The sequence below is a fragment of the Pelagibacterium sp. 26DY04 genome (genome assembly GCF_031202305.1).
In the GTDB taxonomy this organism is placed as follows: Bacteria; Pseudomonadota; Alphaproteobacteria; order Rhizobiales; family Devosiaceae; genus Pelagibacterium.
Genome location: NZ_CP101731.1, coordinates 134,879 through 158,282, shown reverse-complemented (window position 1 = coordinate 158,282; position 23,404 = coordinate 134,879). Strand labels below are relative to the sequence as shown.

Sequence of the window (23,404 nt, the reverse complement as noted above, 5' to 3'; positions counted from 1 at the left end):
TTTTCTTGAAAGCTTGCGCCGCTTCCTGGACGCATTGAAATCAAAGGCGATTGACGCCCGGCATGCCGTCGAGCACGGCAAATTGCTGGAACACGGCGGCGGTGGCCGCCGGATCCTTGCGATCGCTGATCCCCACGAGGTCGACCTGGGTTCGGTCGCGTTCGACGGTCATGATCGAATAGCCGTGGGTCGAGCTGTTGCCGAATTTGAGGTGCGGGTTCTCAGCGATTATGGAGTCGACCGCCTGCTGGTCGGGAGGATTGGAGGTGATCGAGCCTGTCACGAATTCGCTCGCGATTATCGGCCCCTCGGCGGTTCCCGCCGCTTCATGGAGGTCGGCCGCATAGAATGCATGCAGGTCGCCCCCGATGACGACCGGATTGCGGATCGCTTCGCGTTTGATCGTGCTTAGCAGCCGCTCGCGTCCGTCCCGGTAGCCGTCCCACGCATCCATGGCATAGCGCGTGTCCGGCCCCGGTTCGAGGTCGCGTTCGGCGATCAGCGTCGGCTGCCCGATAACCGACCAGCGCGCTTGCGACGCTGCCATTGTCGTATCGAACCATCTCTCCTGCGCGGTGCCCAGCATCGTCGTCTCGAAACCGGTGCGCTCCTCGCCCGGGCCGGGCGCGCGGTACTGACGCGTGTCGAGCAGGGTGAGGTCGAGCAGGCTCCCGAACCCGAAATGGCCATAGACGCGGTACTCGTCGAAATTGGCGGCGGCGATGGGGGGCACCGGCATGTGTTCGTACCACGCCTGGTAAGCGGCGGCTCGGCGGCGCAAGAAGGCGGGGGCGTAAGGATCGGTTGGCGAGACCGAGCCGCCATAGTCGTTGACAACCTCATGGTCGTCCCAGAGCACCAGCCAGGGAAACGCGGCGTGAGCACGCTGGAGGTCAGGGTCGGATTTATAGAGCGCATGCCGGTCGCGATATTCATACAGCAGGGTCGGGGTGCCGCTTTGATGGCTCCGAACGTGCTGTCCGCCATAGCTGACTTCGTAAATGTAGTCGCCAAGATGGACCACGAGGTCGAGTTCACGCTGGGCCATGTCGCGATACGCCGTGTACCAGCCCTGCTCGAATTGCTGGCAGGAGGCGAAGGCGAAGCTGAAGCGGCCGTTTTCGGCGTCTGAGGCCGGCGCGGTGCGGGTGCGTCCGACCGGACTTACCGCATCGCCGCACCGGAAGCGATAGAAGTACCAGCGGTCGGGCTCCAGTCCCGTTGCCTCGACGTGCACCGAATGGGCGAATTCGGGGACCGCACGGTCGATGCCCGAAAGAACGGGCCGGGCGAACGCCTCGTCATAGGCGATTTCCCAGGCGACGTCGAGCGGCGGATGCTGAGGTTTTTCGATCGGCGCGAATGGGTTGGTGAACGGATCGGGCTCGGTGTCGGGAAAGATCAGCCGCGTCCAGAGCACCACGCTGTTGGGCCGCGGACAGCCCGAAGCAACCCCCAGAGCAAAGGGATCTGCCGTAAAGGTTGCGGCCCGGACGGTGCCGAGGACCGGCCAGACGGCAGCCGCCGCAAGACCGGTCTGGAGGAAACGTCGGCGATCAGTTCGCAGGGACATGGGACAGTGCCTCGCGAGCCATAAGAGCGATATCGGGATTGTCGGTCGTGACCTGCCGGAGTCCGCGGCCGAGCCAGGTCTCCAGGTCTCCCTGCTGGTTGGGAACCCAGACCCCCAGCCGCTCGAGCGGCACGTTCGCGGTGATCAGGTCCCAATAGTCGGCAAGAAGCTTCTTTTCCACCGCCACCACGTCGGCCACGGCAAGCCGGGTCAGAAGACCTCCCAGCACACCCTCCTTTTCCGCCGCCGGTCCATGGTAGGACGAAAGGGTTCGGATATGCGGTGCGATGTCCCGTGCTTTTTGAAGGACCGGGACCGAAAAACTCGTGAGAAAGCTGTGCTGGGCGAGGCCGAACCTATCGATGAGCGCGGCCGCTTTGGCCTCAAGGTCAGGATAGGGCACACCTTGGGCGTCGGTCTTGAGCTCGACATGGAGTTCGAAACCGCTGCCGGCAAAAATGGCCAGCACGTCCGCAAATGTGGGAATGGTGTCGCCATGTTCGCTGCCCTTGAGGTGCACATGGGCATGTTCGCCCCCGGCAAGCGTCCCGACGGGGCCGGTTCTGTCGGTCGTGCGCTCGAGCGTTGCGTCATGGATCACGACGATTTCCCCGGCGCCGTCGAGATGCAGATCGAATTCGACGCCCTCGACGGGCATCCCGAGAAGGTTCCTGAACCCGGAAATCGAATTTTCGGGCCAGAGATTGCGGGCGCCGCGATGCCCGATGATAAACGTCATGTGTGATCCTTGAGGGCTGAGTTCTATTTGCCGGAATCGACCATGCCGCTGGTGAGCCAGCGCTGCAGGAAGATGACGACGAGGGCGGGAGGAAGCATCACGAAGAAGGCCGCGGCCATGGATAGATTCCAGGCCGGCGGCTCGTCGGGTCCGGGCACCAGATGGCTCAGCCCCAGCACGACCGTGCGCATTTCGGGATCGGTGGTGAACAGCAACGGCCAGAGATACTGGTTCCAGTTGCCGATGAACAGGATAACGGCCAGAGCCGCGATATTGCTGGTCGAGAGCGGTAGCACGATATCCTTGAAGAACTTGATCGGCCCCGCGTTGTCGAGCTTGGCGGCTTCGCATAATTCGTCCGGAATGGTCAGAAAGAACTGCCGGAACAGGAACGTCGCCGAGGCCGAGGCGATCAGCGGCAGGATCAGCCCGGGATAGGTGTTGATGAAGTTCCAGTTGAGCGCCATCTCGATGCGATAGCCGGTCATCGTTTCGACGAGCCAGGAAATGCCGGTAATGCGAAAGAGCTCACGCAGCGGTCCGCCCACGTCGGCGATGGCTTCATAGGTGGGAATAATGCGCGCTTCGATCGGCAGCATCAGCGAAATGAAGATCAGCCAGAACATCGTCATCCGGAAGGGAAACCGGAAGTACGAAATGACGAAGGCCGCGATCAGCGAAACAGCGATCTTGCCGGTCACGATGCCGACCGTGACGATGATGGAGTTGATGTAGAGCCGGGAGAAATCCACCCGGTTCCAGGCCGTGACCATATTCTCCCAGAAATGGCCGCCCGGAAGCAGCGGAAAGGGCATTTGCTGCAGGCGGACATAGTCGAGCGAACCGGCAACGAACGACATATAGAGCGGCACGCAAACGATCGCCGCCCCGATGATGAGGACGAGATAACAGAAGGCGGTGAGCCAGGGGCTGCGTTCGACCATGGCTTACACCCCGTAATTGACGCGGCGCTCGACGGCGCGGAACTGGAGGATGGTGAAGACCACTGCGATCGCCATCAGCACCACAGATTGCGCCGCCGACGAGCCCAGGTCGAGCTGGACGAACCCGTCCTGATAAACCTTATAGACAAGGGTGCTGGTTGAAGCGGCCGGGCCGCCCTGAGTCATGGTGTCGATCAGCGCGAAGGTGTCGAATAGCCCATAGATCAGGTTCATGATCATGAGGAAAAAGAAGGTGGGCATGATGAGCGGAAGCGTAACGGTGAAAAACCGCCGCACCGGCCGCGCGCCATCGAGCGCCGCGGCTTCCATGAGTGACCGCGGCACGGCCAGCATGGCGGCCACCAGGAAGATGTAGTCGTAGCAGAGGTGGTTCCAGACGGCGGCAACCACCACGAGAATCTGCGCATCGAGGGGCCGCAGGGCCGGGTTCCAGGGCAACCCCAGCTCGTGCAGGAAATTGGCGAAGGGGCCGACATTTGCATTGAAGACGAAGGCAAAGATGGTGCCTGAAGCGACCGGCGCGATGGCGTAGGGCAACAGGATAATGCCCTTGAAGATCGCCTTGCCGCGTACCACCCGGTCTGTGGCAAAGGCGAGCAATGCCGCACAGCTGAGCGTTATGACGCTCTGGACGAAGGTGAAAACCAGTGAAAGGCTGGCGCTGAACCGGTATTCGGGACTGGCGAACAAGCGCATGAAATTGTCCAGGCCCACAAACATCGTGGTGAGCCCGAACGGGTCAGTCTGCACGAAGGCCAGCGAGAGTGCCTTATAGGCAGGGATATAGAAGAAGAACAAAAGGATCAGCAGTTGCGGCGCCAGGAGGACGATGGCGATTCCCGGCCTGGCGAAGTGAGCGGCCTTGAGCCCCTCGGAGGACTGCGCGCCGAAACGAGCACGCAGGCCAGTAAACAGCGACGCGGGAAGGCGCCAAGGCGCGCCTTCCCGGATCGTCGAGCTGTCGCTACTGACCAGCATGAAGCTGCTCGTATTGGCGCAGGATCACGTTGCCGCGGGCGACCGAGGAATCCAGCGCTTCCTGAACCGTCTTCTGCCCGGTCCAGATCGCCTGCATTTCCTCGACCAGGATGGCGGTGGTCTGGTTGTGATTGCCGAAGCGGAAGCCGCGGGAATTTTCGTTGGGCTCGCCGCGCGAGAGTTGCAGAATGGCGATCTCGCGGGTGGGATGCTCCTCGAAATATCCCTCGGCAGCCATCTGCTCATAGGCAGCCGTGGTTACCGGCACATAGCCGGTCTGTTCGCTCCACCAGGCCTGGTTGTCGGGGCTGGCGACGAAATCAAGGAACGCGGCCGCGGCCGCATATTCCCCGTCGTCCTGGCCCGCGACAACCCAGATCGCGCCGCCGCCGATGGTGCTGTTCCTGGGCTCGACGCCTTCCTCATGGGGCATGAAGGTGGCGTTCCAGTCGAACTGGGCGCCGGCCTCGACCGAGGCGTGGCTGGCGGTCGAGGACATCACGGTCGCGCAATTGCCCGAAACAAACATCTGGGTCGAGCTCATGCCCTCGCCCGCGAGATGCAGGATGCCGTCTTCGACCCAGCGGGCGAGACGATCGACCTGGCCGACCATGCCGGTTGTGTTGTAGACGAATTCTGTATCGAGCCCATCAAAGCCGTTCGCGCTGGTGCCGAACGGCATGTCGTTGATGGCGGAATAATTTTCCAGGAGGCTCCACTGGAAGTCGCTGGGCAGCACCATGGGGCATTCGGTGATCCCCTGTTCCTTGAGGGCGTAAAGCTGCTCGTCCAGTTCCTGCCAGGTGTCCGCCGGCCCGTCGAACCCGGCGGCGGTGAACTGATCCTGATTGAACCAGAAGATCGGCGTTGAGGAATTGAAGGGCAAGGCGGCGGGCTCGCCGTCGACAACGTAGAAGCCGGCCACCGGTGCGATGAAGTCGCCCCAATCGGTGTCGTAGCCCTGTTCAGCCATCACCTGGTTGACCGGAACGATGGCGCCCGAATTGAGCATGGTCATGAAACCGCGCTCGGCGGCCATGAGAAGGGTGGGCTGCTGGCCCACGCGGTAGGCGGCGACCATGGCCGCCATGGTCTCCTCGTAATTGCCCTTATGGATGCCCACGACTTCGTATTGGTCCTGCGAGGCGTTGAAATTGGCGATCATTTCCTGAGTCAGATCACCCAGCCGGCCGCTGAGGGCGTACCACCATTCAATATGAACACGCTCCTGGGAGAACGCCGGGGTAGCGGCGAGCGCCAGAACGCTGCAAAGGGCCGTACCCGCAAGGGTCTTGTTGAAAACAGTCATGGGTTTTTGATCCTCGATGGGCAAAAAGCTGTAAGCCTGTGCCGGGAGGATGGCTTGCCAATCCCTCTCCGAACGGCGACACTGAACACCTAGATCACATTTGTTACATGCGAGTGACATTTGTTACGGGAGTGACCGACGCATGGACCAGAACGACCTCATGGCGCGGGCTGCGTGGCTCTATCACATGGAGGGACTTACCCAGGCGCAGATCGCGGACCGGCTCAATCTCACCCGCCGCCGCGTCAATGAAATGCTGGCCACTGCGCTCCGCGATCGGGTGGTGACGATCTCCTTCAATGGAATTCTCGCCGAATGCGCCGCGCTCGAGAGCCGGCTTTGCGAGCGCTTTGGTCTCGAGGGCGCCATCGTCGTCCCTACGCCGGACGATACCCGTCAGCTCCACACCATCCTGGGCCGTGCGGCAGCGAATTGGTTCGACAGGTTCATCGTCACGCACGATATCGGATCACTTGGCGTCGGTTGGGGAACGACCCTGCGCGAGACCGTGCACTTCATGACCCCGGTGAATCGGCCACATATGGAGGTCCATTCCATGATGGGCGGGCTGACGCACGGCTCGGAGATCAATACCTTCGAGATTGTTCGTGGTTTTGCTCAGGTGTTCTCCGGGCGCTGCCAATATCTTGTTGCCCCCATCTATGCGGAATCGGCAGAATCCCGGGAGGCAATCATCTCCCAGACGGTGTTTCGGCGCACATTCGATACGATCTGCAATGTCGACCTGGCCTATCTCAGCGTTGGCGACGTTTCCGATCGCTCCCTGCAGGTGCGCTACGGCCTGCCCGAAGGGGTAACCGCCACCGATCTCCTCGCCCATGGCGCTGTGGGCGATATCGCGGGCCGATATCTCGATGAGCGCGGTATCCCCATAGACCACCCCATCAACGCCCAGGTGCTCTCGCCCGAACTTGCCGATTTCGCACGCATCCGGCACCGCGTGGTCGCGGGTGGCGGCAGCCATAAGATCGATATCGTGCGGGCAGTGCTGAAGCAGGGGCTGGCAACCGTGCTGCTCACCGATTCGGCCAATGCTCAAAGCCTGCTGCAGTGAGGGGTTAGTCAGCACTCACGCTGATCGTCGGCCCCAATCGGCGCGCAGCCCATCCTCCCCGGTATCGATCAGGAACCAAAACCGGCAGGTCCCGTTGCGAAAGGGAGATGCCAGGCTGGAGGGTACAAATGGGGAAACGGAAAATCCGGATCGGCATCGTGGGGGTGGGCAATTGCGCCTCTTCGCTCGTCCAGGGGCTCACCTACTATCGCGATGCCTCGGGCAATGAGCCCGTGCCCGGATTAATGCATGTTAATCTCGGCGGCTACGATATCGGGGACATCGAGCTTTCCACGGCTTTCGACGTTGGCGCCGGCAAGGTCGGGCGCGATGTCGCCGAGGCGATATATGCGGCACCCAACAACACCGAACGCTTCGCAGATGTCGAACCCACGGGGATTACCGTCGAGCGCGGCCCCACGCTGGACGGCATCGGCAAATACCTCACCGATACGGTCGAGGAATCGGACGCGCCGGTTGCCGATGTCGCCGAAATCCTCCGGCGCACGCAGACCGATGTCCTGATCTCCTACCTTCCCGTCGGCTCGGAAGAGGCGACCAAATGGTATGCCGAGCAAGCGCTCGAAGCGGGCTGCGCCTTCATCAATTGCATTCCGGTGTTCATCGCCTCGCGCGACGAATGGGAGCGCAAATTCGCGGCCAAGGGGCTGCCGATCATCGGCGACGACATCAAGAGCCAGGTCGGGGCGACCATCGTTCACCGCATGCTCGCCAATCTTTTCGTCGAGCGCGGCGTGCGGCTCGACCGCACCTATCAGCTCAATTTCGGCGGCAACACCGATTTCCTCAACATGCTCGAGCGCGAGCGGCTGGTCTCCAAGAAAATCTCCAAGACCCAGGCCGTCACCAGCCAGCTCGACGTGCCGCTCCCCGCCAATGACGTGCATGTGGGGCCCAGCGATCACGTGCCCTGGCTCAATGACCGCAAATGGGCCTATATCCGCCTCGAGGGCACGACCTTCGGCGGGGTGCCGCTCAATGCCGAGGTCAAGCTCGAGGTCTGGGACTCGCCCAATTCGGCCGGCGTGGTCATCGATGCCATCCGCTGCGCCAAGCTGGCGCTCGATCGCGGCATTGGCGGAGCGCTGGTCGGCCCGTCGAGCTATTTCATGAAATCGCCGCCCCAGCAATTCACCGACGCCGAAGCGCGCCGGCGGACCGAAAGCTTTATCGCTGGCGACGAGGAACGGTTGGCCGGGGCCGCCGAGTGACCACCACTTTCTTTCTGCTCCGCCATGCGGCCCATGACACTGTCGGCAGCGTTCTGGCCGGGCGCTCGGCGGGCGTGCATCTGGGCGAAGCCGGCCGCGCCCAGGCGAAGCGTCTGGGGCAGCGCATGGCACGAGAACGGTTCGACGCAATCCTCGCCAGCCCGCGCGAGCGTACCCGGCAAACCGCCGACGCGGTGGCCGAGGCTTGCGGCGGCATGGCGGTGCAAACCACCGATGCGCTCGACGAAGTCGATTTCGGCACCTGGTCGGGCAAGGCTTTGGAGACCCTTGATGCCGATCCGCTCTGGCGGAAATGGAATACGGCCCGCAGCCTCACGCGCGCGCCGGGGGGAGAAACCATGCTCGACGTGCAGCGGCGGGTGCTCGGTCTTATCGAGGAGCTTGACGCTCGGCACACCGGCGGCGCTGTCGTACTCATCAGCCATGGCGACGTCATCAAGGCGGTGGTCACCCATGTGCTTGGCCTGCCGATCGATGCCTGGCCGCGCTTTGACATCGACCCGGCGTCCCTCACCACCATCGTTGTCGGCGACTGGGGGGCAAAGCTGCTGACGCTCAATGAAACCGTTTCCCAAACCCAAACCGAGAAACCCGGCCAAGGGAGCTAGCGCATGATCGAAGCGGCAATGATCTGGAACGAGCCCAACAACAAGTCCCACTGGGACCCCGAAATCGATCCCGAATGGGAAAAATTCGGCCATATGGCCAATCTGGCCGCCGATGCCATCGCCGCGGCCAACCCGGATGTGACGAAGGTGCTCGGCGGGATGTCGCCCATCGACCCGGGCTTTCTCAACAAGATGAAGGGTTATGGCGTTCTCGACCGCGTCGATGCGGTCGCGGTGCATGGATTTCCCCTCGATTGGAATCTCTGGCAGATCGATGAATGGCCGGCCAAGATCGACGAGATCCGGGCCGTCACCGACCTGCCGATCTGGGTGAGCGAAGTGGGGGTTTCCACCTTCGGGGCCGAGGAGGTGCAGCTTTGGGGGTTGAAGCGCACCGCCGAACTCATCAAGGGCAGGTCCAGGCGCATCCAGTGGTACAGCCTTTATGATCTTCCCAGCGCCTGGGGCGCAACCACCCGTCACCGGGAAGCTGAAGGCTCGTCCTATTACCGGCATTTCTACATGGGCCTGCTGCGCGAGGATGGCAGCCCCAAGCCGGCGCTGGAGGAATTCGCCAAGCATACTCCCGAGATGGGGCTGGTCCAGTGGTTCCATTTCGAGGATCACCGGCTCGACGATGCGGTGGCCTGGATGAAGCGCCTGGGCGTCACCTATCTGCGCACCGGCCTATCCTGGGCCGACAGCTTCCGGCCCAATGCGCTCGATTGGTTCGACAGGCAGATGCAGGCGCTCGAGGATTTCGACGTGACCGTCACCTTCTGTTTTACGCCCGAACACCGCGGCATCGAACCCCACCACACGAGCGCCCCGCAGGTGCCAGAGGAATTCGCCGAATTCTGCAAACAGATGATCGAGCGCTACGCGCCGCGGCAGAGCCTGAACGAGACGCTGGTCATGTCCGGTCAGTCGGGCTCGCGCATGCGGTAGCCCACGCCGGGTTCGGTCGTGATGTATTGCGGGGCGTCGGGCGAGGGCTCGAGTTTCTGGCGCAACTGCCGGACATAGACGCGCAGATATTGCACGTCGGTGGTGCCGTCCCAGATTTCGTTCAGCAAATGGCGGTGGGTGATGACCTTGCCGGCATGCTGCACCAGGATGCGCAGGATATCGTATTCCTTGGGCGAAAGCCGGACGTCCTCCTCGCCCATCCTTACCAGCCTCTTGACCAGATCGATCGTGAGATCGCCCGCCTTGTAGATCGGGTGCTCGCCCTGCTGCTGCAATTTGTGCCGCAGGGCGACGCGCATGCGCGCCACGAGTTCCTTGATGCCGAAGGGCTTTGTCACGTAATCGTCGGCGCCCAGATCGAGCGCCTCGACGATTCCCCCCTCGTCGGTGCGGCTCGAGAGGATCAGGATGGGTTGGGTGATCGAAGCCGCACGCCAGCGCGCGAGAAGATCGAGCCCGGAGATATCGGGCAGACCGAGATCGAGGATGACGATATCGGGTGCCTCGGAAGCGAGCTTTTCCATGCCGTCACGGCCGTTGGGCGCCTCGATGACCGAATAGCCCTCCGCGCCCAGGCCGACCCTGAGCAGTTTGCGGATGGGCGGCTCGTCGTCGATGACGAGAACCTTGCCGGCCGAGCCCGTCATTGCTCCGTCTCCCGGGCGATGGGCAGCCGGATGGTAAAGATCGCGCCGGATCGGTCGGTCCTGTTGGCCGCGTTGATCGTACCGCCCATGGCTTCGACGAACCCCTTGCAGATGGAAAGACCGAGCCCCGTTCCCGCTTGTACGCTGTCCGATTTCCGCACGCGATAGAAGCTGTCGAAAATGCGGTCGAGATCGCCTTCCGGGATGCCGGGGCCTTCGTCGCGAATGGTGATGACCGCCCAGGCGCCCTCGGTCGCCGCGCCTATGGTAATGGTGCTGCCGACTGGGGCGTATTTGGCCGCATTGTCGAAAAGGTTGAACAGCACCTGCTCGAACAGCACCGGATCGAGCGTTAAGGCAGCCATGTTCGCCGGAATATCGGCTTGCACCTTGTGCCGCGCCAGGATTTTTGCTGCCCGGCGCAAGGCGGCATCGACGATCTCGTCGAGATAGTGAGCGGACATGGCAGGCTCGGCCGCCCCCGATTCGATGCGCGTCATGTCGAGGAGATTGGCGATGAAGCGGTTGAGCCTTTCGGATTCCTCAACCACGGTAGCCAACAGCTCCTCCCGGTCGGCGCCAGAAACGGCCGGCCCATAATCGCGCAGCGTCTCGGCGGCGCCCAATATGGCCGAAAGCGGCGTCTTGAGATCGTGGGAGATCGAGGTGAGCAGGGCCGAGCGCAATTTGTCGGCCTCGGCGGCGAGCCTGGCGCTATCGACATCGGCGACGAGTTGGATGCGCTCGATGGCCAGTGCGGCCTGATCGGCGAGCGCATCGAAGAGCCGCTGCTGCTCGGGGGTGAGGAGCGGGCCATCCTTGTCGCTGTCCAGTCCCACCACGCCGATGGCCGCCCGCCCGGTCCGCAAGGGGAGATAGAGCCGTTTGGCGCCCGGAAGCGTATCGGCGCCTCGCCCGGCCGGGCGGTTGTGCTCCCAGGCCCAATGGGCGGCGGCGATATCGGCCTCGACCAGCGTATCGTCGGGCGGATAGCCGGCGCGCACCGAAACGGTGCGGCCCTCGGGCAAAAGGATCACCACGCGAAGCTTGAGCATCGCCGCCATCTGATGCGCGGTGGCCCAGAGCACGTCATCGAGCGTTCCGGCGGCAGCGAGCTTGCGGGCGAAGATATAAAGGTCTTCGGTGGTGCGCGCCCGCTGGCGCGCCGCGGCGGCCTGGCGGTGGACGCGTGCGGTGAGGTTGGAGGTGATGACGGCGGCGCCGAAGAAAAACGCCAGCGCGACCACCCCCTCGGCATCGCTGATCGTGAAGGTATGGCGCGGGTCGAGGAACAGGAAGTTGAAGGCCAGCGCTCCGGCCACCGAAGCAAACAGCGCCGGCCCCAGCCCGGAGGTTGCCGCCGACGCCAGAACCGCCATCAAGAAGGCGAGCGCGATATTGCGCACGTCGAGGGCGCGCGAGAGCAGCATGCCAAAGCCCGAGGCCAATCCGACATAAACGATGCTCAAGAGATAAGGCTGAATACGGAAGCGGGACGGTTCGGCCGGCGCGACCAGCCGGCCATTGCTGCCGGCCGGCTCGCGCCCCGAGACCACATGGACGCTGATATCGCCCGCATGGCGGATAAGATCGGAGGGCACCGAGCCCCCCATGAGCTCGCGCCACCGAGGTCGTGTCGAGCGGCCGACAACGATATGGGTGACGTTGGTCTGGTAGGCCTGGCGCAGGATTTCGCGGGCGATGTCCCGCCCCGGCAGGGTCATGGGCACGCCGCCGAGCTGCTGGGCCAGCCGCAGATTGGCCGCTATGCGATCCTTGTCCTTTTCCGGCAGATGCAGGGAATCGGCGGTTTCGACGTGGAGAACGGACCAGGGCGCGCGCAGCCGGTCGGCCTGCCGTTTGCCATAGCGGATCAGCGCGGCCGCCGATGCGTTCTGGTCGATGCACACCAGAACCCGCTCGCCCGCCGCCCAGGGGCCGCTTATGGCGTTGGCCTGCATATGGCTGACCAATTGCTGATCCACCCGCTGCGCGGTGCGCCTCAGCGCCAGTTCGCGCAGCGCCGTCAGGTTACCGGGCGAAAAATAACTGCCAATCGCCCGCCGCGCCGTCTCGGGCAGGTAGACCTTGCCCTCGTGTAATCGCTTGATGAGGTCTTCGGGGGTGATGTCGATGATCTCGACGTCGTCGGCCCTGTCGATGACCATGTCCGGCACCGTTTCACGCACCCGCACGCCGGTGATCTGGGCCACCACGTCGTTGAGGCTTTCGATGTGCTGGACGTTGAGCGTGGTATAGACGTCGATCCCCTGTTCGAGGATGTCGAGAACGTCGAGGTGACGCTTGGGATGTCGGCTTCCCGGCGCGTTGGTGTGCGCGAGCTCGTCAACGAGCACGAGCTGGGGACGCCGGGCGAGCACCGCGTCGAGGTCCATCTCCTCGAGCTGCTGTCCGCGATAGTCGATCCGGCGCCGCGGAATGGTCTCCAGCCCCTCGATCAGGGCCTGGGTCTCTTCGCGTCCGTGACTCTCGACGACGCCGATCACCACGTCGATGCCCTCATCCTTGCGCGCCCGGCCCGAGATCAGCATCTCGTAGGTCTTGCCCACCCCCGGCGCCGCGCCGAGGAAGATCTTCAGCCGCCCGCGCGTTTCACGCTGCGCCTGATCGAGCAGCGCCTCGGGGGAGGGCCGGGAATCGGCGTTCAAATCCTCTGGCGTCATTGCCGCTCCATGGGGTCACGGCGGCCGTCCGGACCGCCGCGCAGGTCAAAGCGCGTCGAGCGCCAGGTTGAGCTCTAACACGTTGACGATGCGATCTTGGCTCAAGATACCGCCCGCTGCAAAGGCCGCGATATCGATCAACCGTTCGATCCCTGCCGGATCGATATCGCGCGCCGCGGCGATACGGGCCACCTGATAGCGCGCGCCCGCTTCCGAGATATGGGGGTCGAGCCCCGAACCGGACGCAGCGGCGAGATCGGCCGGCAACGGCCGGTCGGTGGCCGCGCCATGCTCGGTCACCGTTTGCGCCGCGCGGTCGGCGAGGTCCGCGCTGGCCGGCGATTTGTTGCTGCCGCCGGCGCCCGCGCCGTTGTAGTCGACCGCCGATGGGCGCGGCCAGAAATAGCCCGGCTCGGTGAAGCCCTGCGCCACCTGCCGGCTGCCGATCACCGTGCCGTCCTCGGCAACGATCAGCGAACCGTTGGCGGCGTCCGGCGCCACCCCCTGGGCCAGCGCCCAGACCGCGCTCGTATAGACGCCGACGCAGACCACCATGGTTGCGGCCGCGACGCGCAGACTTGCCAAAAAGGCGTGCATTGTCGTTCTCCCACTCAATCGATGAAGATCAGATGTTCGGCGATCGGCCCCAGGGTCGCCGCCGGAAGGAAGGTGAGGGCGCCCAAAACCACCACCACGGCCCCAAGCAGGGTGGCGAAGGTTCCGCCCTCCACGCTCAGCGTGCCGCTCGATTCGGTGCTGCGGCGCTTGGCGGCGAGCGAGCCCACGATGGCCAGCGGCAGGATGATGGGAATGAAGCGGGCGAAAAGCATCACGATTGCCGTCGCGACGTTCCAGGGCACGGTATTGTCCGCGAGCCCCTCGAAACCCGAACCGTTATTGGCGGCCGCCGAGGTGAACTCGTAAAGAATCTCGCTGAACCCGTGCGGGCCGGTATTGTTGAGGCTCCCAATCCCCCAGGGCGTCGTCGCAAAGACCGCCGTGCCGATAAGGATCAGCGCGCTTTGCGAGACGAGGGCGAAAAGCGCGAGCTTGACCTCCCGCGCCTCGATCCGCCAGCCCAGATATTCGGGCGTGCGCCCGATCATCATGCCGGCGATGAAGACGCCCAGAACGATATAGAGGAACATGTTGATCATGCCCACGCCGACCCCGCCATAGGTCTCGTTGAGCCACATGCCGATCATGGGGATGAGCCCCGAAAGCGGGTTGAGGCTATCGTGCATCGCCCCCACCGAACCGTTCGAGGTCGAGGTGGTGAGCACCGACCAGAGCGGACCGCCCGCCGGCCCGAAACGCATCTCCTTGCCTTCGAGATTGCCGACCGATGCATCGACCGGCAGGCCGGCAAAGGCCTGGGTGGGCGCGGCTTCGAACACCAGCGCGCCGGCGGCCAGCACCACCATAAACCCCATCATCACCGAAAACAGCAGCGCCGCATGGCGCAAGCGGCCGATGATCCGCCCGAACATCCATACGCAGGCCATGGGGATGAGGATGATCGCGATCATCTGCAACCCATTGGTCCAGAAGGTGGGGTTTTCCAGCGGATGCGTGCTGTTGGGTCCGAACCAGCCACCGCCATTGGAGCCGAGCTGCTTGATGGCGACGAAAGCGGCGACCGGGCCGCGCGCGATGGTCTGCTGCACGCCTTCGAGCGTGGTCGCGGTAACGGCGCCCTCGAACGTCATGGGCACTCCGCCCAGGGCGAGAAGGACCGCCAGCACGAAGGCGGCGGGAAACAGGACCAGGAAGGCGGCCCGCTGCAGGTCGACGAAGAAATTGCCCAGCCCCCTTCCGGCCAGCCCGCGCGCCAGCGCGGCAAGCGCCGCTATGCCCGTGGCGGCCGAGACGAATTGCAGCCACATCAGGCCCGCAAGCTGGCTGAGATAGCTCAGCGACACTTCGCCCGAATAGTGCTGGAGATTGGTGTTGGTGGTGAACGAGGCCGCCGTGTTGAAGATGAGGCTCGCTTCGAGCCCGCCCTTGCCGTCGGGATTGAGCGGCAGGGCCTGCTGGAAGGCGAGGATGGCGAAGGTCACCAAAAACATCACCGCGTTGAACGCCAGCAGCGAAAGCGCATAGCGCTTCCAGTCCTGCGAGCGTTCGGCCGCTTGGCCGCCCAGCCCCTGGAAGAGGCGCGTGATTTGGCCGGACCGCCCCCCATCGGCAGGGTCCATGGCCCAGGCCATGTAGCGCCCGAGCGGGAAGGACAGCAGGGCCGTTCCACCGATGATGAGGACGGCAAACAGGAGAGAATGGAAAGACATGGTTGGAAAACTCCGGCTTGTTCCGCTCAGGCGAGGCCGAGGACGGAAACGAGCATGTCGATGAGCTTTATGCCGGCGAACGGCACGACGAGACCGCCCAGCCCGAAGATGAGCAGATTGCGCCGCAGCAGGGCTCCGGCCCCCACGGCCCGGTAGGCGACCCCGCGAAGCGAGAGCGGGATCAGCGCCACGATGATCAGCGCGTTGAAGATGATGGCCGAAAGGATGGCGCTTTGCGGGGAGGAAAGGCCCATGATGTTGAGCGCATCCAGTTGCGGATAGAGCCCCACGAACATCGCCGGCAGAACCGCGAAATATTTGGCCACGTCGTTGGAGATCGAGAAGGTGGTGAGCGCCCCGCGCGTCATCAGCAATTGCTTGCCGATTTCCACGATCTCGATGAGCTTTGTGGGGTCGGAATCGAGATCGATCATGTTGCCCGCCTCGCGGGCCGCCACGGTGCCGGTGTTCATCGCCACGCCGACATCGGCCTGGGCCAGTGCCGGCGCGTCATTGGTGCCGTCCCCGCACATGGCGACGAGCTTGCCCTTGGCCTGTTCCTCGCGGATCAGGGTGAGCTTGTTTTCAGGAGTGGCCTCGGCAAGGAAATCGTCGACCCCGGCTTCGGCGGCGATCGCGGCGGCGGTCATTGGGTTGTCGCCGGTGATCATCACCGTGCGGATGCCCATGCGCCGCAATTCCGCGAAGCGTTCGCGGATGCCCCCCTTGACGATATCCTTGAGCGCGATGACGCCCAGTGGCTTGCCGTTGCGGATCACGGCGAGCGGGGTGCCCCCGGCCTTGGCGATCTCGCCAGCTATGGCCTGAACCTCGCGGATCGCCGCTGTCTGGGCATGCGACTGTCCGAGGCTATCGAGATATCTCACGATCGCATCGACGGCTCCCTTGCGGATCGAGGCGCCTTCGAAGTCGATCCCGCTCATCCGCGTCTGGGCGGTGAAGGGCACGAAGCTGGCGTGAAGGCTGGCCATGTCGCGGCCTCTTATGCCGTAGCGCTCCTTGGCAAGGACCACGACCGAGCGTCCTTCGGGGGTTTCATCGGCCAGGGAGGAAAGCTGTGCCGCATCGGCCAGATCCGCCTCGGTCACCCCGGCCACCGGACGGAACTCGGTGGCCTGGCGATTGCCCAGGGTGATGGTGCCGGTCTTGTCCAGGAGCAGCGTATCGACGTCTCCCGCCGCCTCCACCGCCCGGCCCGACATGGCGAGCACGTTGAAGCGCACGAGCCGGTCCATGCCCGCAATGCCGATGGCCGACACCAGCGCGCCGATGGTGGTGGGGATGAGCGTCACGAACAGCGCCACCAGCACGATCACCGGAATCGATCCGCCCGCATAGGCGGCAAAGGCCGGGATCGTGGCGGTCGCGAGCACGAAGATCAGCGTCAGGCCGGCCAGCAGCACGTTGAGGGCGATTTCATTGGGCGTCTTCTGCCGCTCGGCGCCTTCGACGAGCGAAATCATCCTGTCGATGAAGGTCGAGCCGGCGGCGGCGGTAATGCGCACCTTGATCCAGTCCGACAGAACCTGCGTGCCGCCGGTCACCGCCGACCGGTCGCCGCCCGATTCCCTGAGCACGGGCGCGGATTCGCCGGTGATCGCCGCCTCGTTGACCGAGGCGATGCCCTCGATCACCTCGCCGTCCGAAGGGATGATGTCACCCGCTTCGACCAGCACGATGTCGCCCTGCTTGAGACTGGCGCCCGGGATACGGGTGTAGTCCGCGGCGTCGGGAGCGCTAAGAAGCTTGGCTTCGGTCTCGCTGCGCGTCTGGCGCAGTGAGTCGGCCTGTGCCTTGCCGCGCCCCTCGGCCACAGCCTCGGCAAAATTGGCGAAAAGGACCGTGAACCACAGCCAGACGATGATCTGGGCCGAAAAGCCCGGATCGCCGCCACCTCCGAGAATGTCCTTGAGGAACAGCACGGTGGTCAGCAGCGAAACCACAGCGACCACGAACATCACCGGATTGCGCGCCAGGGTTCGCGGATCGAGTTTTCTGATTGCATCCCCCAGGGCAGGGACAAGGATACGGGCATCAAAGATGCTCGCCGCTTTGGCTTGGCTCATTTGAGCCTCCGAAATTTTCGATGAAAAACGAGGGCTAGAACCGCTCGGGCCGAAGCAGCACGTAAACGAGGTACCCCGCGACCCCCAGGGTCACGATGGCGCCGAGCCAGTAATCGATGAGCATGCTGGAATCTCGCCTGTTGGTCTCAGGAGTGCCGCGGCGCGGCAAGGTCCTTGGTTCGGCGAGAGATATGGCTCCCTCGGCCATAAAGGTTCGAGAGAGGCGGGACGGCAAAGAAATAGGAATTTCATAAAGGGGCCGGGGCAGGCGAATTGGCCCGCCCCGGCGGTCAGCCTATTCGGGCATCGGCTCGAACCGGCGGCCGCTGATCTGGGAAATGACCGTATAGGCCATCACGCCCAGCGCGTAGTAGGACGAGGCCGAAGCCTCCTCGCGCGGCATGACGATCATCTGGTTTTCCCGGCAGGCGTGCAGGAATTCGCAGAAATTGGGCATGACCTGTTCGAGGTGGCCCAGCGCATCCTGGGGCGTCTCCAGCGTATCGGTGCGGTAGGTGACGAACAGGAAGTCGGCGTCCAATTCGGGCAGCGCCTCGGCGCTCATGCGCTCGAACTCCCCTTCGGGGATCGCCTCGACGCGCTCGGGGAAGACAAAACCGGCATCCCGCAGCACGCGTCCCAGGCCGCCATAGGTGTGCCAGGAAAGCACCTCCCCGTCGACGCCTTGGATCACGTTGACCGAAATGGATTGGGTATCGATCAGGCGCCGGATCTGTTCGATCTGGCTGTCGTAGCGCCCCTCGAGTATGGCGAGGGTATCGGTCGTTCCCGTAATCTCGGCAAGCGCCTCGTACATGCCGAAATCTCCCCGCACCGCATCGTCGAGAACGATGGTGGGGGCGATGGCTTCGAGCTGTTCGACCGGTGCGGTCTGCCAGGGCGTGGTGATGATGAGGTCAGGTTCGCTGGCCGCGACCGCTTCGATGTCGACCGGCAGGTTGCCAAGGAACGCGATGTCGGAATTGTCGAAATCAACCCCGGTCAGAACCTTGGACGAGCGGATGAAACCTTCCCCAGCTTCGGTCGTGCGGCCGTGGCTGGCGACGGGATGGACGCCGAGCTCGATCAGCGGAACGGTGAGCGAGAGATCGTGCAGGGAGGCGATGCGCTGGGGGTCGGCGGGTATCTCGACGGTGCGGCCGGCATCGTCGACAAATTCACGGGTCTCCTGCGCAAATCCAGGAGCTGCCATTGCGCACGCGGCGAGCACGCCGGCGGCCAGAAGTGTTTTCAAGGATCTCACGATTATCCCTCCGAAATTACTGCCCGAGCGCGACATAGTCGCGGCCGGCCACGTGGGAAGCGACGATCTGGGTCAGCGCCGTCAGTGAATCATAGGTCGCCGAGGAGGCGATTTCGCGCGGGACATAGACGATCTGTCCGTTGCGGCAGGCATGCATCACCTCGCACCAGCCGGGCAGGACCTCGTCGAGCGCGGCGCGGGCCATCGCCGGGGTTTCGCCCCGCTCGACGGCATAGGTGACGAAGATGAAGTCGGCATCGAAATCGGGATAGGATTCGCCCGAAAAGATCTGCCGCTCATTGCCTTCGATGGCATCGATGGCGGCGGGGAAGGCAAAGCCCGCATCGCGCAGAACCTTGCCCAGCGAGCCATAGGTGTTCCACACATGCAACTCGCCGGCATTGGCCTGGATCACGCTGACGGTGATGTCCTGGGGGGTGACCAGCGCATCGATCATATCGAGCTGGGCCCCGTAGCGGGCTTCGAGCTTTTCAAGTTCGTCGGTGGTCCCGGTGACCTCGGCGACCGTCCGATAGACCTCGAAATCGTCCATGGTCGAAATGGGGAAGACATAGGTGGGGGCAATGGAACGCAATTGCCCCACATCGGCCGTCTGCCAGTCGGTCGTCAGGATCAGGTCGGGTTCGAGTGCTGCCACGGCCTCCACGTCGGCGGGGAGGTTCCCGACGAATTCGATGGCCGAATTGTCGAAATCATAGCCGGTGATCAGCTTGCCCGAACGGATGTTGGGCTGGGCGTTCTCGGGCGTACGGCCGTGGCTGCCGACAGGCACGATCCCCAGTTCGAGCAGCGCCACCGTAAGAGAGGTGTCGTGCAGGGAAACCACGCGTTGCGGGTCGGCGGGCACGGTAATCTCGGTGCCGGTGCCGTCGGTCAGGACCTGCGAGTCCTGCGCAAGCGCCGGCCCGGCAACAAGGGCCGTCGCAAGCGCGGCAAGGAAGGGTTTGAACGTCATCGGAAAGGCCTCACATTTGGTTTGAGGAGAGGGGAGCCGGTGGGTGAGGGCCGCCGGCCAGGTCACGATGCCACCGACATCTGGTCGAGACACCATCGGATCTGATCGCCGCCGCCGCCCTTGGCCACCACGCCGCAATTGCCCTGCACGTGGAAGGTCCTGGCGCGCAGGCGGATCGAGAGACGGTTTGCGCCCAATTCTGCCGAAAGAACGAATTCGTCCCCATCCTGCGGGGTGTCGGGCAGCCCGCCATGGGACAGTCGAACCGATGCCGGCGCATCATTGTCCGCCGCCCATTGCAGCGCGGCGAGTTCGGCCACCTGCAGCGGCTCTGGTTCGTCCGTGCGCCCCTTATAGGCAGGCAGGAAGATCTGGCCGCGCGACAGCGCTTCGAGGAAGGCGGGCGCCTGCCCCGCCGTCATGCGGCCATAGCGTTGGCGCTGCGGCATGACGACCAGCGAAGCGGCAAAACGGCAGCCCCCGATATGGGTGGCCTGGACGATGTTGAACTTTTCCCTGTCGGCGGTCGCAGCCAGCGCCTTGTAGGTCGAAAAGCCATAGCGCGCGCAGCAGGCGTCCCGCCGCGAATCCGTGCACACGATAATGGTGGTGCGCGGGTCGAACGTGCCGGCAAACACCTCGCCCGCCGCATAGGCATCGATCGCCGCGATCAGATCGGCCTCGCTGGAAAAATCTGCCGATACCGATTCGGGCAGGGCGGTGAGCTGGGGAAGGCTTTCGCTCTCCCCGACCCTGTCGACGAGCGCCACATGCAGGCCGCTTTTCGCCGCCTCGTGGATAGAGGTGGCGAGGGCGGGGCTCATATCGACCGATTCCCAGCGCGGCGTCCGCCATTTGCCGCGCGGCCAGGCGAGCATGAGCACGCGCTGGGGCGCATCGCCCGTGCCCTGATGCGGCTCGCCCCTCTCAAGGCAAAGATCGCGGCAAAAGACGTGCCCCGCCATTTACTGCCCCGCTTGCTCGAAGAGGGTGAAGGGACGGGCCGCCGCCCGAAACAGCGATGGAAGGCGGAATGGGATCATGATTTCACTCACAAATGCGATTTGGCGGCCGCTCTTTGCAGGAGATAGATAAAGACCGGAACGCCGATGATGGAGGTGATGAGGCCGGCGGGCAGTTGAATGGGGGCGAAGGCGGCGCGGCCGACAAGGTCGGCGACCGAGACCAGCACCGCGCCGCAAAGCGCGGTGAGGATCGCGTGGACCCCCACTCCGCTGCGTGCGATGCGCCGCGCCGCATGGGGGGCGATCAGCCCCACAAAGCCGAGCGGGCCGACAAGGGCCGTCGCGGCGGCGGCAAATCCCACCCCGACCGCGATCAGCCCGTAGCGCGCCCATTTGACCGGCGCGCCAAGGCCGATGGCGGTTCCCTCGCCCATGCGCATCACCGACATCACCCGGCTCAGCGCCAGGATCACCGGCGCGAGCGCCAGGCACCAGAGGGTGAGGACGTGAACGTCGCTCCAGGTCGCCGCATTGACCGACCCCGCGAGCCAGGAAAGCGCCGAGATCGCCCTGTCGATGTCGCCATAGGTGAGCATGGCCGAGGTGATCGAGGAGATGAACGCCGAGACCCCGATGCCGAGCAGGATGAAGCGGATCGTGCTGTTGCCGCGCTTTTGATAGCTGAGCGCCTGCACCAGCGCCGCAACCCCCAGCGCGCCGCCAAAGGCGATGACCGGGCGCAGGCCATGCTCGATCTGCGGGAAAACCACGATCGCCGCAACCACGGCCAGCGCCGCGCCCTGGCTGATGCCGATGAGCGAGGGATCGGCCAGCCCGTTGCGGGTGACGTTCTGCATCGCAGCACCCGAAAGCGCCATCATCGCGCCCACCAGCGCCGCGACCAGGGCGCGCGGCAGGCGGAACTGCCAGATGACGTTATCGATGGCCGCTGACACGGTGGTGCCCGAAAGGGTCGCCATCAGCGTCGGCAGATCGATCTCGTAGCTGCCCAGGGTGAGGCTGAGCGAAAGGATGGCCAGTTGCAGAGCCACAAGAAGCCCGATGGCGATGATCCCGCGTGCCGGCAGGCGCAGCGCGATGCGTTCGGTGCGCGAGCGCAGCACCCAATGGCGTTCGGAGCGAGCGAGCGTATTCATCTTGCGCGCATCCGCACCAGTTGGATGAACACCGGCGCGCCCACCATCGCCGTGATGATCCCGGTCGAGATCTCGCGCGGCGGAATGACGATGCGGGCGATGATGTCGACCCCCAACAGATAGGCGGCCCCGATCACCGCCGAATAGGGCACGATCCAGCGATAGTCGGACCCCACCAGCAATCGTGCCACATGCGGAATGACGAGGCCCACGAACCCCATCGGTCCGGCCAGGGCGACCGAACAGGCGGTGAGCACCACGGTGACCACCAGCAATTGGATCTTGAGCGGCCCGGTGCGCACCCCCAGCCCCTTGGCGACGTCGTCCCCCATGGCCAGCGCCGTCACCTGGCGGCCGAGCGCCAGGGCCATAATCAGGGCAATGGCGATCCACGGGCCTGTGACATAGAGCATGGCGATGTCGCGGCCGGCCAGAGAGCCGGAAAGCCACACGCGCAGATTGTCGAAGCTGTCTTCGTTGAGCAGATGGGCGATCGAGATGATGGCGCCCAGAAACGCCGAAATGGCCGCGCCCGAAAGCGTCAGGGTCAGCGGCGTCGCCCCGCCCGGCGCCCAGTGGGCGATGCAATAGACGATCAAGGCCGTCGCCAGCGCCCCCAGCGCCGCGATCCAGGGCAGCCAGACGAGGGCCGCCGGGCCGAAGAGGAACGAGGCCATCACCACGGCAAAGGATGCGCCTGCCATCAGCCCCAAAAGTCCCGGATCGGCCAGCGGATTGCGCGTCACCCCCTGCATCAGCGCTCCCGCCACCGAAAGCGCGGCGCCCACGGTCAGCGCGATCAGCGCGCGGGGCAGGCGCAGGTCCCAGATGATCATATGGTCAAAGACCGTCCGGTCGCGATCGGCGAGCGCCTCGAACACCGTGGCGAGCGGCAGCGCCTTGGCGCCGACGGCGATATGGACGGCTAACAGCAGCGCCGTGAGGGCGAGCAATACCGGTATGCCCGAGGCATTGGCCACCAGCCGGCGGGAGCCGATCGCGGGTGCCGCCGCGCTCATGCGACCCGGACCGACGCCTTGCGGCGTGCATGCGCGCCCAGCGGCACGCAGACCAGATGCCCGGTCTCGGCATCGCGCACCACATGGGCATCGAGATCGAACACGTCCTTGAGCCGCTGGGCGGTAAAGATCGCATCGGGCGCCCCCGCGCAGACGATCTTGCCCTCCTTCATCATCACCAGATGATCGGCATAGGCGGCCGCAAGGCTCAATTCATGCAGCACCACCACCAGCGTGCGCCCGCCGGTATGCGCCAGATCGGCCAGAAGCTCCATGAGATCGACCTGAACCTTCAAATCAAGGAAGGTCGTGGGCTCGTCGAGCAGCAGAAGGTCCGTCTGCTGGGCAAGGGCCATGGCGATCCAGCAACGCTGGCGCTGGCCGCCCGAAAGCGAATCCACCGGACGGTCGGCGAATTCGCTAACCGATGCCGTGGCCATGGCCGAGGTCACGATCTCTTCGTCATCCCGCGTCCATTGCCGCATCAGTCCCTGATGGGGAAAGCGTCCCTGGGCCACAAGCTCGCGCACCGTCAGCCCCTCGGGCGCGATCGGTCCCTGCGGCAGCAGCCCCAGCGTGCGCGCCACGTCCCGGCTTTTGGCGGTATGTATGGATTTTCCGTCCAGCAGCACCGATCCGCTGGTCGGGGTGAGAATACGTCCCATGGTCTTGAGCAGGGTGGATTTGCCCGATCCGTTCGGCCCCACCAGCACGGTCATTTTCCCCGGCGCGACGGCGAGGGAAACGTCGGACAGCACCGGCGTGCCATCATAGCCGGAGGTGATGGCCTGGGCCGTCAGCCGCGCCGTGCGGTTTTCGAGACGATCACTCATGGCCGCGATGTCGTC

The 23,404-nt window shown here is 64.3% G+C and carries 21 protein-coding genes; 4 read left to right on the top strand and 17 right to left on the bottom strand.

Annotation, left to right across the window (positions count from 1 at the left end; translation table 11 throughout):
• Positions 1–40 precede the first annotated feature (40 nt).
• Genes NO932_RS00795 through NO932_RS00775 form a run of 5 tightly spaced genes read right to left on the bottom strand, consistent with a single transcriptional unit; the run spans position 41 to position 5,564 of the window.
• Positions 41–1,573, bottom strand: coding sequence for an alkaline phosphatase D family protein (locus NO932_RS00795; protein ID WP_309209133.1), 1,533 nt, complete (start codon positions 1,571–1,573; stop codon positions 41–43).
• Positions 1,557–2,312: a glycerophosphodiester phosphodiesterase family protein gene (locus NO932_RS00790; RefSeq protein WP_309209132.1), complete on the bottom strand. Its 756-nt coding sequence runs from the start codon at positions 2,310–2,312 to the stop codon at positions 1,557–1,559. The genes NO932_RS00795 and NO932_RS00790 overlap by 17 nt, the downstream gene beginning before the upstream one ends.
• A gap of 23 nt (positions 2,313–2,335) precedes the next feature.
• A complete protein-coding gene (locus NO932_RS00785) occupies positions 2,336–3,256 on the bottom strand; it encodes an ABC transporter permease subunit (protein ID WP_309209131.1) in 921 nt (306 codons plus the stop codon).
• A gap of 3 nt (positions 3,257–3,259) precedes the next feature.
• Positions 3,260–4,255 carry an ABC transporter permease subunit gene (locus NO932_RS00780; protein ID WP_309209130.1) on the bottom strand — a complete coding sequence of 332 codons (996 nt, stop codon included), beginning with the start codon at positions 4,253–4,255 and terminating at the stop codon, positions 3,260–3,262.
• Complete coding sequence (locus tag NO932_RS00775) at positions 4,242–5,564, bottom strand: extracellular solute-binding protein (protein ID WP_309209129.1); 1,323 nt, start codon at positions 5,562–5,564, stop codon at positions 4,242–4,244. The genes NO932_RS00780 and NO932_RS00775 overlap by 14 nt, the downstream gene beginning before the upstream one ends.
• A gap of 142 nt (positions 5,565–5,706) precedes the next feature.
• Between NO932_RS00775 and NO932_RS00770 the strand changes: the two genes are divergently transcribed.
• The 4 genes from NO932_RS00770 to NO932_RS00755 all read left to right on the top strand — a co-directional run bounded on the left by NO932_RS00770 (position 5,707) and on the right by NO932_RS00755 (position 9,448).
• Positions 5,707–6,639 (top strand): sugar-binding transcriptional regulator, encoded by a 933-nt coding sequence (locus NO932_RS00770; RefSeq protein ID WP_309209127.1) that lies wholly within the window; start codon positions 5,707–5,709, stop codon positions 6,637–6,639.
• Positions 6,640–6,767: 128 nt separating this feature from the next.
• Positions 6,768–7,871, top strand: a complete 1,104-nt coding sequence (locus NO932_RS00765) for an inositol-3-phosphate synthase (protein WP_309209126.1) — start codon at positions 6,768–6,770, stop codon at positions 7,869–7,871.
• Positions 7,868–8,500: a histidine phosphatase family protein gene (locus NO932_RS00760; protein ID WP_309209125.1), complete on the top strand. Its 633-nt coding sequence runs from the start codon at positions 7,868–7,870 to the stop codon at positions 8,498–8,500. Before NO932_RS00765 ends, NO932_RS00760 begins: the two co-directional genes overlap by 4 nt.
• Positions 8,501–8,503: 3 nt before the next feature.
• Positions 8,504–9,448: a beta-xylosidase gene (locus NO932_RS00755; protein ID WP_309209124.1), complete on the top strand. Its 945-nt coding sequence runs from the start codon at positions 8,504–8,506 to the stop codon at positions 9,446–9,448.
• Here the strand turns inward: NO932_RS00755 and NO932_RS00750 are convergent.
• The 12 genes from NO932_RS00750 to NO932_RS00695 all read right to left on the bottom strand — a co-directional run bounded on the left by NO932_RS00750 (position 9,424) and on the right by NO932_RS00695 (position 23,389).
• Positions 9,424–10,116, bottom strand: coding sequence for a response regulator transcription factor (locus NO932_RS00750; protein ID WP_309209123.1), 693 nt, complete (start codon positions 10,114–10,116; stop codon positions 9,424–9,426). The two genes, NO932_RS00755 and NO932_RS00750, sit on opposite strands and share 25 nt — an antisense overlap.
• Positions 10,113–12,800 (bottom strand): sensor histidine kinase KdpD, encoded by a 2,688-nt coding sequence (locus NO932_RS00745; protein WP_309209122.1) that lies wholly within the window; start codon positions 12,798–12,800, stop codon positions 10,113–10,115. Before NO932_RS00745 ends, NO932_RS00750 begins: the two co-directional genes overlap by 4 nt.
• 45 nt (positions 12,801–12,845) lie before the next feature.
• Positions 12,846–13,397: a potassium-transporting ATPase subunit C gene (locus NO932_RS00740; protein WP_309209121.1), complete on the bottom strand. Its 552-nt coding sequence runs from the start codon at positions 13,395–13,397 to the stop codon at positions 12,846–12,848.
• 14 nt (positions 13,398–13,411) lie between these two features.
• The gene (gene kdpA, locus NO932_RS00735) at positions 13,412–15,088 is read right to left on the bottom strand and encodes a potassium-transporting ATPase subunit KdpA (protein ID WP_309209120.1); all 1,677 of its coding nucleotides are present in this window, start codon (positions 15,086–15,088) and stop codon (positions 13,412–13,414) included.
• A gap of 26 nt (positions 15,089–15,114) precedes the next feature.
• A complete protein-coding gene (kdpB, locus tag NO932_RS00730; protein WP_309209119.1) occupies positions 15,115–17,175 on the bottom strand; it encodes a potassium-transporting ATPase subunit KdpB in 2,061 nt (686 codons plus the stop codon).
• A 34-nt stretch (positions 17,176–17,209) separates the two neighbouring features.
• Entirely contained in the window at positions 17,210–17,299 is a 90-nt protein-coding gene (kdpF, locus tag NO932_RS00725; RefSeq protein ID WP_309163308.1) for a K(+)-transporting ATPase subunit F, read from the bottom strand.
• Positions 17,300–17,470: 171 nt separating this feature from the next.
• A complete protein-coding gene (locus NO932_RS00720; RefSeq protein ID WP_309209118.1) occupies positions 17,471–18,439 on the bottom strand; it encodes an ABC transporter substrate-binding protein in 969 nt (322 codons plus the stop codon).
• Between the two features lie 16 nt (positions 18,440–18,455).
• Positions 18,456–19,415: an ABC transporter substrate-binding protein gene (locus tag NO932_RS00715; RefSeq protein WP_309209117.1), complete on the bottom strand. Its 960-nt coding sequence runs from the start codon at positions 19,413–19,415 to the stop codon at positions 18,456–18,458.
• A 62-nt stretch (positions 19,416–19,477) separates the two neighbouring features.
• Positions 19,478–20,380: a sucrase ferredoxin gene (locus NO932_RS00710; protein WP_309209116.1), complete on the bottom strand. Its 903-nt coding sequence runs from the start codon at positions 20,378–20,380 to the stop codon at positions 19,478–19,480.
• A gap of 86 nt (positions 20,381–20,466) precedes the next feature.
• A complete protein-coding gene (locus NO932_RS00705; RefSeq protein ID WP_309209115.1) occupies positions 20,467–21,537 on the bottom strand; it encodes an iron ABC transporter permease in 1,071 nt (356 codons plus the stop codon).
• Complete coding sequence (locus tag NO932_RS00700; RefSeq protein WP_309209114.1) at positions 21,534–22,556, bottom strand: iron ABC transporter permease; 1,023 nt, start codon at positions 22,554–22,556, stop codon at positions 21,534–21,536. The genes NO932_RS00705 and NO932_RS00700 overlap by 4 nt, the downstream gene beginning before the upstream one ends.
• Positions 22,553–23,389 (bottom strand): ABC transporter ATP-binding protein, encoded by an 837-nt coding sequence (locus NO932_RS00695; protein ID WP_309163316.1) that lies wholly within the window; start codon positions 23,387–23,389, stop codon positions 22,553–22,555. Before NO932_RS00695 ends, NO932_RS00700 begins: the two co-directional genes overlap by 4 nt.
• Between the last annotated feature and the right edge of the window lie 15 nt (positions 23,390–23,404).

Excerpts from the sequence above, each read along its gene's own strand:
- kdpB (WP_309209119.1), bottom strand. The coding sequence starts at position 17,175 with ATGAGCCAAGCCAAAGCGGCGAGCATCTTTGATGCCCGTATCCTTGTC.
- kdpF (WP_309163308.1), bottom strand. The coding sequence starts at position 17,299 with ATGCTCATCGATTACTGGCTCGGCGCCATCGTGACCCTGGGGGTCGCG.
- NO932_RS00700 (WP_309209114.1), bottom strand. The coding sequence starts at position 22,556 with ATGAGCGCGGCGGCACCCGCGATCGGCTCCCGCCGGCTGGTGGCCAAT.
- NO932_RS00780 (WP_309209130.1), bottom strand. The coding sequence starts at position 4,255 with ATGCTGGTCAGTAGCGACAGCTCGACGATCCGGGAAGGCGCGCCTTGG.
- NO932_RS00765 (WP_309209126.1), top strand. The coding sequence starts at position 6,768 with ATGGGGAAACGGAAAATCCGGATCGGCATCGTGGGGGTGGGCAATTGC.
- NO932_RS00790 (WP_309209132.1), bottom strand. The coding sequence starts at position 2,312 with ATGACGTTTATCATCGGGCATCGCGGCGCCCGCAATCTCTGGCCCGAA.
- NO932_RS00715 (WP_309209117.1), bottom strand. The coding sequence starts at position 19,415 with ATGACGTTCAAACCCTTCCTTGCCGCGCTTGCGACGGCCCTTGTTGCC.
- NO932_RS00745 (WP_309209122.1), bottom strand. The coding sequence starts at position 12,800 with ATGACGCCAGAGGATTTGAACGCCGATTCCCGGCCCTCCCCCGAGGCG.
- NO932_RS00755 (WP_309209124.1), top strand. The coding sequence starts at position 8,504 with ATGATCGAAGCGGCAATGATCTGGAACGAGCCCAACAACAAGTCCCAC.
- NO932_RS00795 (WP_309209133.1), bottom strand. The coding sequence starts at position 1,573 with ATGTCCCTGCGAACTGATCGCCGACGTTTCCTCCAGACCGGTCTTGCG.
- kdpA (WP_309209120.1), bottom strand. The coding sequence starts at position 15,088 with ATGTCTTTCCATTCTCTCCTGTTTGCCGTCCTCATCATCGGTGGAACG.
- NO932_RS00770 (WP_309209127.1), top strand. The coding sequence starts at position 5,707 with ATGGACCAGAACGACCTCATGGCGCGGGCTGCGTGGCTCTATCACATG.
- NO932_RS00750 (WP_309209123.1), bottom strand. The coding sequence starts at position 10,116 with ATGACGGGCTCGGCCGGCAAGGTTCTCGTCATCGACGACGAGCCGCCC.
- NO932_RS00705 (WP_309209115.1), bottom strand. The coding sequence starts at position 21,537 with ATGAATACGCTCGCTCGCTCCGAACGCCATTGGGTGCTGCGCTCGCGC.
- NO932_RS00775 (WP_309209129.1), bottom strand. The coding sequence starts at position 5,564 with ATGACTGTTTTCAACAAGACCCTTGCGGGTACGGCCCTTTGCAGCGTT.
- NO932_RS00710 (WP_309209116.1), bottom strand. The coding sequence starts at position 20,380 with ATGGCGGGGCACGTCTTTTGCCGCGATCTTTGCCTTGAGAGGGGCGAG.
- NO932_RS00740 (WP_309209121.1), bottom strand. The coding sequence starts at position 13,397 with ATGCACGCCTTTTTGGCAAGTCTGCGCGTCGCGGCCGCAACCATGGTG.
- NO932_RS00695 (WP_309163316.1), bottom strand. The coding sequence starts at position 23,389 with ATGAGTGATCGTCTCGAAAACCGCACGGCGCGGCTGACGGCCCAGGCC.
- NO932_RS00785 (WP_309209131.1), bottom strand. The coding sequence starts at position 3,256 with ATGGTCGAACGCAGCCCCTGGCTCACCGCCTTCTGTTATCTCGTCCTC.